Origin of the sequence: Streptomyces sp. XH2, assembly GCF_049725035.1 — a bacterium.
Taxonomy (GTDB): domain Bacteria; phylum Actinomycetota; class Actinomycetes; order Streptomycetales; family Streptomycetaceae; genus Streptomyces; species Streptomyces roseoverticillatus.
The window spans coordinates 54,846-70,367 of the sequence record NZ_JBMMMZ010000011.1 but is presented as its reverse complement, the minus strand read 5'-3'; the positions used below and the strand labels follow the sequence as shown (position 1 = coordinate 70,367).

The 15,522-nt window shown below is 70.8% G+C and carries 14 protein-coding genes; 1 reads left to right on the top strand and 13 read right to left on the bottom strand.

Going from position 1 to position 15,522, the window contains the following annotated elements:
• Positions 1 to 37: 37 nt before the first annotated feature.
• From ACOTKD_RS22685 to ACOTKD_RS22625, 13 genes are all read right to left on the bottom strand, one after another.
• Positions 38 to 1,108: a hypothetical protein gene (locus tag ACOTKD_RS22685; protein WP_424890830.1), complete on the bottom strand. Its 1,071-nt coding sequence runs from the start codon at positions 1,106 to 1,108 to the stop codon at positions 38 to 40.
• A gap of 447 nt (positions 1,109 to 1,555) precedes the next feature.
• Positions 1,556 to 2,626 (bottom strand): hypothetical protein, encoded by a 1,071-nt coding sequence (locus ACOTKD_RS22680; RefSeq protein ID WP_424890829.1) that lies wholly within the window; start codon positions 2,624 to 2,626, stop codon positions 1,556 to 1,558.
• A gap of 564 nt (positions 2,627 to 3,190) precedes the next feature.
• A complete protein-coding gene (locus ACOTKD_RS22675; protein ID WP_424890828.1) occupies positions 3,191 to 4,597 on the bottom strand; it encodes an MFS transporter in 1,407 nt (468 codons plus the stop codon).
• 108 nt (positions 4,598 to 4,705) lie between these two features.
• Positions 4,706 to 5,323 carry a hypothetical protein gene (locus tag ACOTKD_RS22670; protein WP_424890827.1) on the bottom strand — a complete coding sequence of 206 codons (618 nt, stop codon included), beginning with the start codon at positions 5,321 to 5,323 and terminating at the stop codon, positions 4,706 to 4,708.
• A gap of 375 nt (positions 5,324 to 5,698) precedes the next feature.
• Positions 5,699 to 6,925 carry a cytochrome P450 gene (locus ACOTKD_RS22665; RefSeq protein WP_424890826.1) on the bottom strand — a complete coding sequence of 409 codons (1,227 nt, stop codon included), beginning with the start codon at positions 6,923 to 6,925 and terminating at the stop codon, positions 5,699 to 5,701.
• A 46-nt stretch (positions 6,926 to 6,971) separates the two neighbouring features.
• Entirely contained in the window at positions 6,972 to 7,154 is a 183-nt protein-coding gene (locus ACOTKD_RS22660) for a rubredoxin (protein WP_372504645.1), read from the bottom strand.
• On the bottom strand, positions 7,151 to 8,014 hold the full coding sequence (locus ACOTKD_RS22655) for an alpha/beta fold hydrolase (protein ID WP_424890825.1): 864 nt from the start codon (positions 8,012 to 8,014) through the stop codon (positions 7,151 to 7,153). The genes ACOTKD_RS22660 and ACOTKD_RS22655 overlap by 4 nt, the downstream gene beginning before the upstream one ends.
• Positions 8,011 to 9,114 (bottom strand): fatty acid desaturase, encoded by a 1,104-nt coding sequence (locus ACOTKD_RS22650; RefSeq protein ID WP_424890824.1) that lies wholly within the window; start codon positions 9,112 to 9,114, stop codon positions 8,011 to 8,013. Before ACOTKD_RS22650 ends, ACOTKD_RS22655 begins: the two co-directional genes overlap by 4 nt.
• Before the next feature lie 14 nt (positions 9,115 to 9,128).
• Complete coding sequence (locus ACOTKD_RS22645) at positions 9,129 to 9,428, bottom strand: acyl carrier protein (protein ID WP_359106343.1); 300 nt, start codon at positions 9,426 to 9,428, stop codon at positions 9,129 to 9,131.
• Between the two features lie 82 nt (positions 9,429 to 9,510).
• On the bottom strand, positions 9,511 to 10,458 hold the full coding sequence (locus ACOTKD_RS22640; protein ID WP_424890823.1) for an acyl-CoA desaturase: 948 nt from the start codon (positions 10,456 to 10,458) through the stop codon (positions 9,511 to 9,513).
• A 14-nt stretch (positions 10,459 to 10,472) separates the two neighbouring features.
• Positions 10,473 to 11,450, bottom strand: coding sequence for an acyl-CoA desaturase (locus ACOTKD_RS22635; protein ID WP_424890822.1), 978 nt, complete (start codon positions 11,448 to 11,450; stop codon positions 10,473 to 10,475).
• Between the two features lie 12 nt (positions 11,451 to 11,462).
• Entirely contained in the window at positions 11,463 to 13,205 is a 1,743-nt protein-coding gene (locus ACOTKD_RS22630; RefSeq protein ID WP_424890821.1) for a fatty acyl-AMP ligase, read from the bottom strand.
• Positions 13,206 to 13,355: 150 nt separating this feature from the next.
• A complete protein-coding gene (locus tag ACOTKD_RS22625; RefSeq protein WP_424890820.1) occupies positions 13,356 to 14,165 on the bottom strand; it encodes a thioesterase family protein in 810 nt (269 codons plus the stop codon).
• Positions 14,166 to 14,481: 316 nt separating this feature from the next.
• Between ACOTKD_RS22625 and ACOTKD_RS22620 the strand changes: the two genes are divergently transcribed.
• A complete protein-coding gene (locus ACOTKD_RS22620; RefSeq protein ID WP_424890819.1) occupies positions 14,482 to 15,468 on the top strand; it encodes a beta-ketoacyl-ACP synthase 3 in 987 nt (328 codons plus the stop codon).
• Positions 15,469 to 15,522: the final 54 nt, after the last annotated feature.

The following is a 15,522-nucleotide window of genomic DNA, read 5'->3' as shown; positions in this document are numbered from 1 at the left end:
CGTCGGTCGCCCGCCGCGCGGGGTGGTGGCCCGTGCGTCAGTGGCAGCCGCAGCTCGCCGAGGTGACCCGGTTCATCCGGCGCCTGGGCCGTTCGCCGCCGGTCTCCGTGCCGGCGCCGGCCAGGGCCTCGGTGCTGCCGGGGGCCGTGACCGTGCTGGTGGAGCAGGCGAGCGTGAGCTGGTACGGGGTCTGCGGCAGGGCGCCCAGGACGATGTGGACGGAGACGGCGGCCTTGCCGGCGGCCGCGGAGTTCGCCTCGGTGTTGAAGGGCAGCGGCTGCGTCCCGCTGCTGAGGCCGAACTCGATCCCCGAGAGCAGTGCGTGGTCGGGGTGTTCGGCGAAGAGCCGCTCCAGCTCGGCCGCGGCCGTGCCGGAGCCGGTGGCGGCGGCCTTGAGGTCGGTGACCGCGCCGTTGTCCACGGTGAGCACGAGCGGGTAGTGCGAGAGCCCGGTCAGCTGCTCGTAGATCTCGTGCCGGCGGTCGGCGCTCGCGCTGCGGGCGCGGACGACGGGCCAGCCCTTGACGGTGATCTGCCCGGAGAGCGCCGTGCCGGTGACGTCGGTGGCCAGGCGCAGCCGGCCGGTGGGTGCGGTCCGCACGGCGCCCGGCTGGAAGAGGCCGGCGTCGGTGCGCGACCAGGTCGGCCTGTCGTAGGTGAGCTCGGCGACGGAGCCGGTGAGCGCCTCGGTGAGCTGCAGGCCGCCGGAGGCGGCGAGGGCCGAGGCGAGCCGGTCGGCGCGGGCCTGCACCTCCGCGGTGTCGGTCTTCTCCAGGGCCGCCAGGACGGTGCCGGCCTGGTCGAGCGCGAGCGGGCCCTGGCCGGCGCGGATCGCGGCGACGGTGCGGCCGGGACCGACGTCGGTGGCCGGGGCGGTGAGCAGGGCGTCGGCGGTGGCTATCACGAGGACGTCGCAGTCGTCCGGCACCTCGGTGCGCAGGATGTCGCCCAGGGTGCGGCCGGGGGCGGCCGTCACGACGGCGCTCTGCTCGTACCGGCCGCCGTCGTCGAGGCTGAAGAACCCGGCGAGTGCCTCTTCCAGGACCAGTACGAAGTGTGTGCGGCCGACCGGATACTGTCGGTAAGCCTCGGGGCGGACCATAATCATCGCGACACCACTCCCAGATATGCGTGTTGCGTGTCGGCGAGGCGGGTCGAGTCAGCACCTCGACCCGCCTCGCGTCAGGGCTGTTGAATTCAGCCCGTCACCCGGGTTCAGCCCAGCAGGGTCCCGAGGTAGTTGCTGTTCTTGCGGACCTTGATGGTCTTCTTCATGGGAACTCACCTCCCGCCAATGGCCGTTGTTCTCGGATGGACTGCGGGGCGATTAGCCCAGCAGGGTCCCCAGGTAGTTGCTGTTCTTGCGGACCTTGATGGTCTTCTTCACGGGAACTCACCACCCTCCATCGGCTCGGATCCGGCCGGGTACCGGGCGATTAGCCCAGCAGGGTCCCGAGGTAGTTGCTGTTCTTGCGGACCTTGATGGTCTTCTTCATGGGGAATCACCTCCCGTCGTCGTGGATTTCGCGCTCCCGCCGCGTCCGCCGGCGGCCGCTCAGGCGGCCGGCGCGATGCGGACGCTCGGGGCGCCGCCCTTGTTGCCGAGCACCACTTCACCGCTCTCGGTGTAGACGGTGGTGTCGGGCGAGATGATGTCGAGGTGGTACTGGGTGAAGGGCGTGAGCCCGAGTCCCCAGTGCAGGCAGCCGCGGTCGCCGCCGTAGACCTCGTTCATCGCGTGGTTGCCCCGGACGATGTCCAGGCTGGTGTTGAGGGCGTGTCCGATCTCCCAGACCAGGGTGTAGCGGGAGTCGATCTCGAACATCGCCTCGAAGACGTCGGCGACGGGGGCCCCGGCGGGGCGGTGCGGGCGGAGCGAGGTGATCGCTCCCTTCCGCACCTCGGCCACCACGGCCTCGTGCTCCAGCCCGGCCAGCTTGCCCTGGAGGCGGGCCTGGTCCTTGCGGAGGAAGGAGGGCGTGCCGTTGTGCAGGATCGGGAAGCCCCGGAAGGCGATGCTGCCTTCCAGCGGGAGGTGCAGCGATTCGTCGAACTCGACGATCTGCATGGGCAGGACGCTGATCTCACCGGAGGGCACGATCTGCTGCTCGCCCCATTCGAGGGGGCCGGCCTGCTGGTTCCAGACCAGGTCGTCGGCGAGGTGGTCGAGGACGGCGCGGGTGCCGTGCCGCTCGTCGACGTACACCAGGTGGTCGGTGGATTCCGCGAGCTCGAAGAACCGGTCGCTGAACTCGGCCTGCTCCTGGGCGGAGGTGCGCTCGATGACGCCCAGGAAGTGCCGGATGATGCCGAGGTCCGTCGGCGTGGAGTTGCACGCCATGCCCATCAGCTTGCGGCGCGGGCCGAGTGCCTCCTCGGACGGGGACTCGAAGAACCGGTAGGGCGAGATCACCAGCGAGTGCGAATTCTGCGGAACCGTTTCATCGGCAAGCATCTTCTCGAAGTCGTCGCCGGGCTTCAGGATGATCGTCCGGTACTCCGCGTAGGGGGCGTCCTTGACGATTTCGAATTCCTGCACCATCTCCTGATTGGTGATCAGGCAGAAGATGCTTCCGTCGGCCGGGCCGAACTGACTGAATCGCGCCGGGTTGATCTTGATTGCCATAATCGGCGATACCCCCAGGTGGCTGATTACCTGGCCGCAAGAAAACAGCACCCGGCGAACCCCGCGCAATATGCCGGGGGGTAATGGCCGGAACATATGCCGGTTTAAGGAGCGAACCTGTCCGTTTTGTGCGGCTGGTGACGCTTGACCGACTCCGTGGGCGTCTTGCGGTAGATAAATCCATGCAATCCGGGGTCCGGGCCGCCTCGCGAACCGGCAAACAGACCGTATGCCCGCTTCACCCTTCACTTCTACAGCACCCTCCGCACCCCGCCCACCCCCGACCGGGGGAGGCTCGAGAGCCTCCGAGGCAAATGAAAAAACCTCCGTCGTACGCTTTCGGCCATGACCATCGGGGCGATTGCCGCCCCGTGCGACGTCAAGGGCTGGAATCATCGGCTCCGCCAGTTGTGATCTGAATCACTCCGAACACTGAACCATGGATTCCGGACACGAGCCGGGCGCGGGCCGGGCACAAGAATGCCGGGCGGTCGCGCGCAGTCGGGGGTGTCTGCGCGGACCGCCCGGCTCGTGTGCCGCGGCTGTCCTGTGAGCGTCAGGGCATTACGCGGCTGGCTTCTTGGGGCGGGGGATGAACAGGCAGGCGATGGCCGCCAGGGCCGTCGCGACGAGGACGAAGTCCCAGCCGTGGTCGAAGGCCGTCACGGCGGCGTCCGCGCTCTCCGGGGCGCCGATGAAGGCGACCAGCAGGGCCACGCCGAGCACGGAGCCGACCTGGCGGGCCATCGTGACGACCGCCGAGCCCGTGGAGAAGCTCTGCGGGGGCAGCGCGGACACGGCGGCGCCGACCAGGGTCGGGACGACCATGCCGACCCCGACGCCGGTGAGCAGCATGCCCGGGAGCAGGCCCGCGGCGTACTCGTGGGCGGTGTCGAGCCGGTAGACCCACCAGCCGATGCCGGCGCCGAAGAGCACGCTGCCGACCGCGGAGACCGCCGCCGCGCCGAACTTCTTGATGACGGGGCCCACGCCCATCGCGAAGGCGGGCACGAGGACCGGTCCGGGCGCGATGGCCAGACCCGTCCTCAGCGGCGACCAGTGCCACACGTTCTGGCACCAGAGCACGGCGGAGAGCAGCATCGCGCCGAAGGAGACCGCGAACAGGAGGTTCGCGAAGGTGGCCGGGCCGACGCCGGGAATCCTCAGCAGGCCCAGCGGCAGGACCGGCGAGGGGTGCCGGGCCGAGCTGGCGACGAAGGCGCCCAGGAGGACGACGGCGGCCAGCAGGGAGCCGAGCACCTTGCCCGAAGTCCAGCCCCAGTCCTCGCTCTTGACCAGGCCCAGCGCGAGGACCGCGATGCCCAGCGTGAGCAGGACCGCGCCCGTCAGGTCCAGCCGCGCGGCGGCGGGTCGGGCCGCGATGCGCGGCAGCACCCGGGCGCCCAGGAGGAGGGCGAAGACGCCGATCGGCAGGTTGACGAGGAAGACCCAGCGCCAGTCGAGCTGTGTGAGCAGGCCGCCGATCACGGGGCCGAGCGCGGCGGCGAGGCCGCTGATCGCGGTCCAGCCGCGGACGGCCGGGATCCTCTTCTCCGGCGGCGCCGCGGCGAGCAGCAGGCCCAGCGAGGACGGTATGAGCATCGCCGCGCCGACCGCCTGGACGACGCGGGCCCCGACCAGGAGCCAGACACCCGGCGCGACGGCGCACAGGGCGGAGGCGACGGTGAAGACCGCGATGCCCAGCAGGTACGCGTTGCGGGGGCTGGTGCGGTCGGCCAGGCTGCCCGCCGGCACCAGCAGGGCGGCGAAGATCACCGCGTAGGCGTTGAGGATCCACGACAGCGATGCCAGGGAGGACCCGGAGAACTGGGTGCCGATGTCCGGCAGCGCGACGTTGACGATGAACATGTCGAGGTTGGACATCGCAACCCCGGCCACCACCACGGCGAACACCGGGCCGAAAGCGGGCTTCGTCACGCCGACCGCCCGTCCGGCGGCAGTCTGAGTCATCGCTCTCCTCGCTAGTGAGTTGGCTTTTCCAACTCACGTGAGCATACAACGTTCTCCCGGAATGCGGCGGTGTGATGTGGGCGTCACATCAACATGGCTGATGGTTTGTCAGTCCGTGACGGCGTGGTGGGCCAGCACCCCCGCGACCACGAGGAGCAGGCCGGCGACCGGGCCGAGGCAGCTGCCTCCCAGCAGCCACAGCGGCAGCCGCCACGGTTTGCCGGCCGTGGCGGCGCGGCGGTCCGCGACCAGGGTCAGCAGGGCGGCGGGCACGATCGCGGCCGCCACGCCCAGCCACCAGTACAGGCAGGCCGCCGGATGCGCGACGAGCGCGCCGGGGTGACCCGACAGCACGAGCGCGGCCAGGACGGCGGCCGCGGCGACGGCGGCGGCCGCGGCCGTGGCGGACACGGCCGGCACCCACCGGCCCGGCCGGCGGCTCGCCGTGCGGCGGGCGAGCACGGCCGCGGGGACGACCAGAGCCGCCGCCAGGACGGCGGCGACGAGGGTTCCCGCAGCCAGGAAGAACGGCAGGAAGACGATGCCGAAGACTCCGCTGTCGTCCTCGGAGGGCGAGAGCTTGTCCGTCGTGGGAGCGGTCGGCTGCGCCGAGGCCCGGAGGAAGGAGGCGAGGGCGGCGACGGCCGCCTCCGCGACCAGGGCGCCGGTCGCGGTGGCGAGGGTGGAGGGCGCCCAGAGGCTACGACGTGGGGTTTCTTGCTTCACGGGCCCATCTTGCGGGGGCGCTTGCCGCGCGATGCGCGGGGGTACGGGTGCCGGTGCCCCGGCGGGTTCCGGTGTCCCGGGCCGCTCCTTCCGCCTCAGCGGATTCCGGTGCCGCGCGCCGTTCTCCCCGCCGCCACGGCGCTCAGCCACCGGAAACGCGGCCGGCGGTGCCGCACCCACCTGAGGTGAGCACGGCACCGCCGGAAACCGCCGCGGGAGTTGAGCGCCGCCGCGGCGGAAGGAAGGTGCGCAGCACCGGAAGCAGCCGAGGTCGGCACGGCACCGCCGGAAACCGCCGCGAGGGCTGAGCGCCGCCGCGGCGGAAAGAAGAGGGGTGCCGCATCCGGAGACCACCCCCCTGGAGGGGACCCGGGCTCAGCCCAGCTTCACCGGAAGCGTGGCGAAGCCGCGCTGGACCAGCTGGTCGCGGAACGTGGGCTCGGCGGCGAGCGCGAGCCCCGGGAAGCGCCGCAGCACCGCCGGCAGGGCGAGCTCCGCCTGCATGCGGGCGAGGCCCGCCCCCAGGCAGTAGTGCGCGCCGCCGCTGAGCGTCAGCGCGTGGTTGCCCTTGCGGTACGGGTTGAACGTGCCGGGGTCGGCGTACTGCCGCGGGTCGCGGTTGCCCGCGGCGATCAGGAGCGTGACCTTCGTGCCCGCGGTCAGCGGGACCCCGAAGAAGTCGATGTCCTTGACGGCCATGCGGTTGAGGGCCTGCGCCGCGGGGTCGAAGCGCAGGACCTCCTCCACGTAGCCCTCCGCGAGGGAGTCGTCCTCGCGGAGCGCGTCCGCGTGCTCCGGGTGCTCGATCGCGAGCCGCAGCGCGTTGCCGATGAGGTCCATCGGGGCCTCGGTGCCGGCGACGAGCAGCAGCATGAAGTTCGCGACGAGCTCCTCCTCGCTGATGCCGCCCGTCGTGTCGAGCTGGCGGACCATCTCGCTGACGAGGTCGTCGCCGGGCTCGGCCCGCCGCTTGGCGACCAGGTCGCGGAAGTAGACGGCCAGTTCCTCCATGGCCGCGTCGCCGGGCAGGAGCTGCGCGAGGTCCTGGATGGGCTCCAGCGCGGTGGTGATGGCGCCGATGTGGCCCCGGAACCCGGCCTGCTCCTCCTCGGGTATGCCCAGCAGCTCGCCCATGATCGCCATCGGCACGCGGAAGGCGAACTCGGCCATGAAGTCGACGGGGGCGCCGCCCTCGCCGAGCGCGGCCAGCCGGTCCACCAGGCCGCCGACCAGCCGCTCCACCGCCGGCTGCAGCGCCGCGATGCGGCGCGGCGTGAAGCCGACGCTGAAGAAGCGCCGGTAGCGGTCGTGGTCGGGGTTGTTGCTGAAGAGCATGTTCTTGGTGAGCCACACCCAGGAGGAGTGCTCGCGCCAGCCGGGCATCATCGTGTCCTGCACGGCCCCGTCGGTCGACAGGAGGGCGGGCTCCCGCAGCGCCCGGGCGCACTCGGCGTGCCCGGTGACCACCAGCTGGCCGGGGCCGAGCGGCAGCAGCGGCCCGTAGGAGCGCAGCGCCTCGTAGAGCGGGTAGGGGTCCCGCTTGCCGGCCGGGCTCAGCAGCGTCATCATCGCCCGGCCGGGATCCATCACCGATGTGGTCATGTCACTTCTCCTAGAGGTCTACAGCGGTTCTGCAGCGGTGCCACGACTACAGCGGTGCCATGACGAAGTCGGCCTTGGTGGTGCCGCAGTCCGGGCACTCCCAGTCGTCCGGGATCTCCTCCCAGGGCGTGCCGGGTGCGATCCCCTCCTCCGGCAGTCCGAGGGACTCGTAGTAGACCCAGCCGCAGACGAGGCACATCCATGCCCTTTTCCCGACGTCTTCGCTCACGGGATGGTCTCTCCAGTTCTCGTTCCGTGTTCGGCGACGAACGCGGAGATGGCGCTTTTCGCTTCGGGGGACATGAGGATCCCCATGTGGCCGCGGCCCGGGGCCTGCTGGAGCCGTACGTCCTTCAGGCCGGCGGCGATGGCCTCGGCCTCGCAGTACGGGACGACGGGGTCCCCGGGGTCGTGGAGGGCCAGCACCGGGACGTCGAGCTCGCGGCCGAGGCCGACGACGTCCCAGTGGCTGACGGGCACCCCGTTGCGGCGGTGCAGTTCGCGGTAGATGCGGTCGACGATCGCCCGCGAGAGCATCAGCTCGCCCTTGGACCACCGCTCCAGCACGGCGGTGAGCGTGCAGGTGGGGGCCACGAGCGCGATGCAGTCGACGTCCGGCCGCTCCTCCATCGCCACCGCGCCGACGGCGGCGATGGAGCCCAGCGAGTGGGCGACGATCACCTTCGCGCCGCCGAGCGAGTCGAGCGCGGCGCGGACGGCGGCGGTGTACTGGGTCATGGTGGCCTGCGTGCCGCGGTTCACGCCGTGGGCCGGGGCGTCGAACGCGGCCACCCGGTAGCCGAGTTCGCGCAGCGGGGCGATCAGCGAGTACATGCTGCTGCTGTCGGCTCCCCAGCCGTGCACGAGGAGCGCGGTGGGCCGGTCGTCGTCGCCCCACAGGTAGCCGCCGTGCACGTCGGGGTTGCCGAGGACGTCGAACCCGCGGGCTCCGAGCGGCAGGACGTTGTCGGGCTGCGTGCCGAGGGCACGGGTCCGGCTGAAGACGTCGGTGGCCCAGCGGCCGCCGGGGCCCGGGGCGAGGGCACCGGCGGCCGCGTGGGCGAGCCTTCTCAGGAAGAGGGGCGTCATGAGGGCGTCTTCACCGTCACCGGCTTGGCGTCCGCCGGGGCGATCCGCGTGCGGTTGAAGTCGGTGTAGAAGCCCGACTCCGTGTCGTAGAAGTGCAGCCGCCGGATGATGGTGCTCAGCTGGCTGATCTTCACGCGCTCCTCGCGGACCATGCCCGGATAGGCGTCCTTCAGGGCGCGCTGCGCCTTCTGCAGGTTGTAGAAGGGGACGACCGGGGCGACGTGGTGGGCCGTGTGGATGGAGATGTTGTGCGTGAGGAACAGCAGCCACTTCGGGTACACGAAGTCGGTGGTCACCAGCAGCCGGCTGGCGTTGCGCGTCCAGTGCTCGTTGGTCAGGTACGGGATGTCGCTGGAGCTGTGGTGCATCAGCGTCGTGGCGCTGAACCAGGCGTGGGTCGCGAGCCACGGGGCGACGAAGTAGATCAGGAAGCCGGTGAAGCCGGTGAACCAGATCAGCGGCACGAAGTAGGCGACCATGACGGCCAGGACGAAGACCATCGACCGGCGCACGTCGCGGCGCGCCTCGCGCTTGGGGAAGTAGCTCGGCCGGAAGCCGGACTCGCGCCAGTAGTTGATGGTGCCGCCCCAGAACGCCCAGGTGCGCGTCCCGTGGTAGATGATCTTCTCGTGCCACGGCATCCGGTCGTAGAGCGCGGCCGGGACCGGGCGCCAGTCGGTGTCCAGCTCCAGGTTGTTGGTGTGGCTGTGGTGCAGGTTGTGCACGTGCCGCCAGGCGTGGAACGGGTAGATCAGCGGCAGCAGCGAGACGTGCCCGATCGCGAAGTTGAACTTGCGCGAGCGGGAGAAGGAGCCGTGGCCGCAGTCGTGCGCGATGCAGTGCAGGCCCCAGCCGCCCAGGCCGGCGACGATCCACAGCGGGATCCACAGCAGCCAGTGCGGTGAGAACGCGATGCCGACGAGGGCGCCGATGTACAGCGCCCAGCTGACGGCGAAGCCGAGCAGGCCGCGGCCCACTCTCGGTTCGAAGAACTCCCTCGGGATGGCCCCCGCGAGCCTTTCGCCCTCGATCTGCTCCGACTTGCGCTTGAAGTCCTCGAACGCGCGGTCCGGAGCGGACGGAAAGTTGTATGCCCCCATCGTCGTGGTTCCCTTCAGCCGGTCCGGCGGGACAGCCTGAGTTCCTGCGCCAGATAGCCGCTCAGGTCGTCGATGGTCTGGTGCTCGTAGAGCAGGCCGGGCGAGAGGCGGCGCTCGACGACCTTCTCCAGGGCGCCGGAGACCTGGACGGCGACGCGCGAGTCGAGCCCGTAGGACTCGAACGACTTCTGCGTGTCGATGTCGGCGGGCGGCACCTCGATCCGCTGGGCCAGGTGCTCGACGAGCCACTGGCGCAGGGAGTCCTCCGTGAGCGGGCCCTGGATCTGCTGGGCGTCCTTCTTGCGTCCGAACATGGTGGTTACGCTCCTGCTGGTGTGCGAGGGTGAAAGGTGTTGCGTTCGTGCGGGTGGAGCACTGCTGTGGGGGCAGCTGCGGTCACGCGGCCTGCTTCATGGCGCGCTTCCGCTCGATGGTGGCCTTGTCCGGTTCCCGGAGGTCCCAGACGACGCCGGCCTTGCCCAGGCCGAAGAGGAGCCAGCCGCTCAGATCCGGCTCCCACCAGGTCACGCCGTGGCGGTACGAGCCCGGGAAGGCGTGGTGGTTGTTCTGCAGGCCCTCGCCGAAGGTGAAGGCGGCGACGGGCCAGTTGTTGGCGCTGCGGTCCTTGTTGTCGAAGGGGCGGCTGCCGATCGCGTGGCAGATGGAGCCGACGCACCAGGCGGCCTGGTTGGCCACGAAGATGCGCGCGAATCCGCCGAAGACCAGGCCGGTCAGCAGCGACATCGGGGTCTGCTCAACGGCGAAGCCGGCGATCGCCGGGATCAGCAGGCCGGTGAGGACCCAGGCCGGGTAGGTACGGCTGTACCACATCAGCCGGCGGTCGCGCAGGACGTCGGGGGCGAAGACGCTCCACTTCGAGGTCTCGTCGCTGAGCATCCACGGCATGTGCGCGTACCACAGGCCGCGCAGCCGGGCCTTGATGCTCCAGCCGTGCAGGTTCGGCGAGTGCGGGTCGCCCTCGCGGTCGCTGAAGCGGTGGTGGCGGCGGTGGGTGGTGACCCAGAACATCAGCGGGCCCTGCGCCCCCATGGACCCGGTGATCATCATGATGCCCTCGAACACGGCTGAGGTCTTGAACGCCTTGTGCGAGAGGTAGCGGTGGAAGCCGATGGTGATGCCGCCCATGTGCACGAAGTACATGACGACGAACAGGACCAGGTCGGTGGTGGTGTAGTTGCCGGTCCACAGGAACCAGGCCGCGGCGGCGGTGCCGATCAGCGGCAGCGTCATCGTGGTGAGCGCGGAGAAGCGCTTGATGCGGGCACTGGCGGGGTCGAGCTTGACGATCGCCGACGCGAGCGGGTCGGCGGTAGCGGAAGACACGGGCCGCTCCCTTTCTACTCGGAGTTCTGCGCAGGCCGTGCGCGCTTGGGATAGCGCACGTTGGTGACCAGGCCCAGGACGTCCAGCAGCCGGATGAAGCCGCCGGCGATGTCGATCTGCCAGAAGGTGTGCCGGTTGTGGGCCAGCGCGGGCTGGGCGTGGTGGTTGTTGTGCCAGGAGCCTCCGACCGAGAAGGGCGCGAGCGACCAGACGTTGCGGCTGTTGTCCCGGGTGCGGTGGGGCCGGCTGCCCAGCGTGTGCCCGATCGAGTTGACGCTCCAGGTCACGTGGTCGAGCAGGAAGATCCGGGCGAGGCCGCCCCAGAGCAGGCCGCCGGCCGCGCCGCGGAGGCTGCCGCCGGTCAGCGCCCAGCCCAGCACGGCGGGGAGCGCGAGTCCGGCCAGGACCCAGACGAAGTAGTACTCGTTGATCTTCATCACGAGCCGGTTCTTCATCAGATCCGGGACGTAACGGCTCCAGTTCTGCCGGCGGACGGTGAACAGCCAGCCGACGTGACCGTGCCACAGGCCGCGCAGCCGGGGGTACTTGCGCCCGTCCTGCATCGGCCGGGGCGAGTGCGGGTCGCCGTCGCGGTCGGTGAACGCGTGGTGCTGGCGGTGGGTCGCCACCCAGAAGACCACGGGGCCTTGCGCGGCCATGCTGCCGGCGATGCCCCAGAAGGCGGTCACGCCCGGCTTGGCCGCGAAGGACAGGTGCGAGAAGAAGCGGTGGAAGCCGCCCTCGACGCCCAGGGACGTCAGCAGGTACATCCCGATGAGCAGGCCGAGGTCGGTGCCGGTGAAGCCGTAGTGGTACGCGAAGACCACCGCTCCGGCGAAGCCCAGGGTGGGCACGCCGACCGTGAGGTAGGCGAGCCGGCGGGCCGAGGCGTCGGTGTCGGTCGCGGCCTGCTGCTGCGGGGCCGCGGCCGGGCGGGCCGTCCGCGGGGCGCCGGATCCGGCGGCCCGGGCTGACTCAGGCGAAGTCGTCATGGTGGGCTCCCGTCACCGCACGGCCTGCGGCGTGTCGTCGGCGACCGGGGACAGCGTCTTCAGCGTCCCCTGGAGGTAGGCCTTCCGGGTCGCGTCCCGGCGGACCTTGCCGCTGGTGGTCATGGGGATCGCGCCGACCGGCCCGAAGTGCACGGCGGCGGGCCGGACTCCGTGCTCGGCCGTCACCGCGGCGATCACCGCGTCCAGCACGGCCGCCCCCTCCGCGGCCAGCCGGCGGGCGGTGCCGCGGTACTCGGCGGCCACCACGAGCTGCTCGCCCTGCTCTCCGGGGACGGAGAAGGCGGCGCAGCCGCGGACCTGCTCGTGGGCCTGGCGGACGGTGAGCTCGATGTCCTGCGGGTAGAGGTTGCGGCCGGCGATGACGACGAGGTCCTTGAGCCGGCCGGTGATGAACAGCTCGCCGTCGAGCAGGAATCCGAGGTCGCCGGTGCGCAGGTGGGTGCGCCCGTCGTCGCCGGCCGTGCGCGCGGTGAACGTGGCGGCGGTGAGGTCCGGCCTGCCGAGGTAGCCCTGGGCCACGTTGGGCCCGCTGACCCAAATCTCGCCGACCCGGCCGGCCGGGACCGGGTTCAGGGTCTCCGGGTCCACCACGGTCACCTCGTGGCCGTCGGCGACGGTGCCGCAGCTGACGACGTGCGCGACCCGCCCCGGCTCACCGGACGCGTCCCGGGAGCGGCGGACGATGCCGTTCTCCAGGGCTTCCTTGTCGAGCCGTTCGGTGCGCAGCGGGGTGCCCGTGGGCTTTCCCGACACGTAGAGCGTCGCCTCGGCCAGGCCGTAGCAGGGAATGAGGGACGTCTCGTCGTAGCCGCGGGGCCCGAATCGCTCGCGGAACTTGTCGAGGGTCACCCGGGAGACGGGCTCGGAGCCGCAGAAGACCTGGCGCAGGGTGCTGAGGTCGAGGGTTTCCAGCTCGTCGTCGGTGATGCCCGACGTACACATGTCGAAAGCGAAGTTGGGCCCGACGGAAATGGTGACCTTGTGGTCGGTGATCGCCTTGAGCCAGCGGTAGGGCTGCTGCACGAAGTGTGCGGGCGACATCAGCACCAGCGGCCAGCCGCCGTGCACCGCGAGCATGATCGTGCCCATGAGGCCCATGTCGTGGTACGGCGGCAGCCAGGTGCAGCCGACGCGGTCGGCCTCGTAGCCCATGTTGTGTTCCAGGGCGCGGCAGTTGCTCACCAGGTTTTCGTGGGTGAGCACGATTCCCTTGGGGTCGCCGGTGGAACCCGAGGTGTACTGCAGGAGGGCCGGGTCGGAAACGGCGTCGGGTATCGCCCGGCCGGGGGCGGGTGCGAGGAAGCCGAGGAAGTACTGGTCGTCGACGAACAGCCATTCCGGTGCCCGTACCGTGCCGGGGAGTTCCGCCTCGAATTGTGCGACGCGGCTCTCCAGCCGCCGGTCGGCAATGATCACGTCCGGTGCGCTGTCCACGACGATGGAGGCGAAGCGGGCCACGGCGCGTTTCCCGGTGGGCGGGAAGGACGGCACGGCGGTGGCGCCGGCGCGGAATATCCCGAACAGGGCGGCGATGTAGTGCAGCCCGGGGTCCAGGGCCAGCACGACGCGGCGTCCGGTGAGTTCGCGGTCCAGCAGGTCCGCGGCAATGCGGCCGGCGTGTTCGTACACGTCGTGGTAGGTCCAGTCGACGGCCTCGTCGCTGGTACCGTCGGCAAGAAAGCGGAATGCCAGGCGCCGGGGTCCGGCCGCCCGTTCCTGGAGAATGCCCGGCAACCCTGGCAATGCGGGATGGGCCCGCCCCGCTATGTGGTCCACAACGCCCCCGTGAGTTCAGTTCTGGGCGCGGGCCGCCGGCACACCGGTGTCTTCACCGGTGCGCGGCCCGCGTCATGGTGTGCTCCGTACCTGCGGCTGTCGCCCTTGTCAGCCGGTACGGACGATGCGGAGCTGCTGTGCGGAGCCCAGGTGGGCGCCGTCCCTGCCCCAGGCGTCGATCTCCTCGTCGACCCAGCCCTCGGCGGTGGCCGAGCGGGTCCGTGCGCGCAGCAGGATCCACGGCGAGGACGCCTGCGCGAGGTTGCTGCTGGTACGCACCGTGAGTTCCACGGTGGGCACCAACGCTAGCGTCGACAGTACCGCCGCGTAGGACGGTGCGAGTGAATCCATCAGGAACACGAATCGCAGCGCGTCCGGAGGCCGTTCGTCCTCCGTGATCCTGATCCACGCGATCAGTTCGGGCTCGGCGCCGCCCGCGTACGGCCGGTTGGGACCGACCGGGCGGATCTCCAGGTAGGTGGAGATGGCGACGAACTCGGGCGGAATGACGAAGACCTCGCACTCCTCCGGGGCCGGGGCCTTCGGAGCAGCCGGGGCGAACGTCTGCCATTCGGCCGGCTGCGGATTTCCGAAGACGGCCGATCCTGCTACGTGAATACCCTTCTCGGTGACCGCGTCGGCACCGAGCGTAGTGAGCGTGCGCCCGGCGCGGATCAGCGAGGTCTCCAGGCGGAAATCATCGCCGATCGGCCGCAGAAAACGCGCCGTTGCGCTCTGCAGCCGGAGGCCGGGTGAGATCTTCTGTGCGGCGTCCTGCATGGCGGAAGCCATGAGCGCGAGCGTCAGGCCGCCGTGAAAGCCGCCGAAGCCGTGCAGATGACTTCCGGCGGCGATCCCGGTGCCGGTCGGCCCGTCCAGGAGCGCCACCGGGGAAAGCGGTGAAGCAGTGCTGGTCATACCCCCTCCGACCCGATGGCCGGCAGGGCGGCATCGTCGCGGATGAGGTGCGGATTAGTGTGGTGGTGCTCGGTTCCTGGCAACACGCCATTCAATGTTCCGAGTTGGATCACATGGGTGACCGTAGAAGGGCCGTGCGTCACCAAGCAAGCGAAAAATTTTGTGACCCGCATCACCATGGATTTGAATCATGGGCCCGGCGTGACGTTCAACACTGACACTCTGCGCCGCAGTGGGTTGCGTCGTCCAACCCACCCGGAGATAGTCTCGCCGCCGACACGTTCAGAAGTGGCTTGGGGGGGCCTGTATGCGCGGATTGACGCTGCGAACCGCCGTGGACGGCACGGGAATTCTGGGGATCGGCGCGTACCGCCCGCACCGCGTGGTGGGCAATGCGGAAGTCGCGGCCCGCACCGGCCGCACCGCCGAGTGGATTGAACGCCGGACGGGCATCGTCGAGCGCCGATATGCGGCCGCGGGCGAATCGGTGATCGATATGGCGGTGGAGGCCGCGCGGAAGGCCGCGGCCGACGCGGGCATCGCCCCCGGAAGGATCGGTGCGGTCGTCCTGGCCTCCATGTCCCACCTGCAGCAGAGCCCGGGCGGTGCCGCGGAGATCGCCGGCCGGCTCGGAATCCGCGCCGCCGCTTTTGATCTCAACGCCGCCTGCGCGGGATTCTGTTACGGCCTGGCCGTCGCCTCGGCCATGGTGCGCGACGGCTCGGCGCGCTACGTCCTGGTGGTCGGCTCCGACAAGATGACGGACATCGTCGCGCCGGACGACCCGGCGGCGGCGATCCTCTTCGCGGACGGGGCGGGCGCCGTGATCGTCGGCCCGCGGGACGACGAGGGGATCGGCCCCGTCGTCTGGGGCTCCGACGGCAGCCGCGCCGGGCTCATCGCGCACGACGCCTCGTGGGACGCGTTCCGGGACGACCCGGACCGGGCGTGGCCGGTCATGCGGATGGCCGGGCCCGAGGTGTTCCGCTGGGCCATCGAGGAGATGCCGGCGGTCGCCCGCGAGGCGCTGGACGCCGCCGGGGTCACGGCCGGCGACCTCGACGCCTTCGTCCCGCACCAGGCGAACCTGCGCATGATCGAGACCGTCACCCAGCGGCTCGGCCTGCCCGATCACGTGACGGTGGCCCGCGACGTGGTGCACAGCGGCAACACCTCCGCCGCCTCGGTGCCGCTCGCCGTGGCCCGCCTCAAGGAGCTGGGCGTCGGCAGCGGCGGGCTCGCCCTCCTCCTCGGCTTCGGCGCGGGGCTCACCTGGGGCGCCCAGGTCGTCCGGCTGCCCTGAGCGACCGCACGGCCGGCCTCCGCCGCCTGGACGGCGACCGTCGCGCCGCCCACG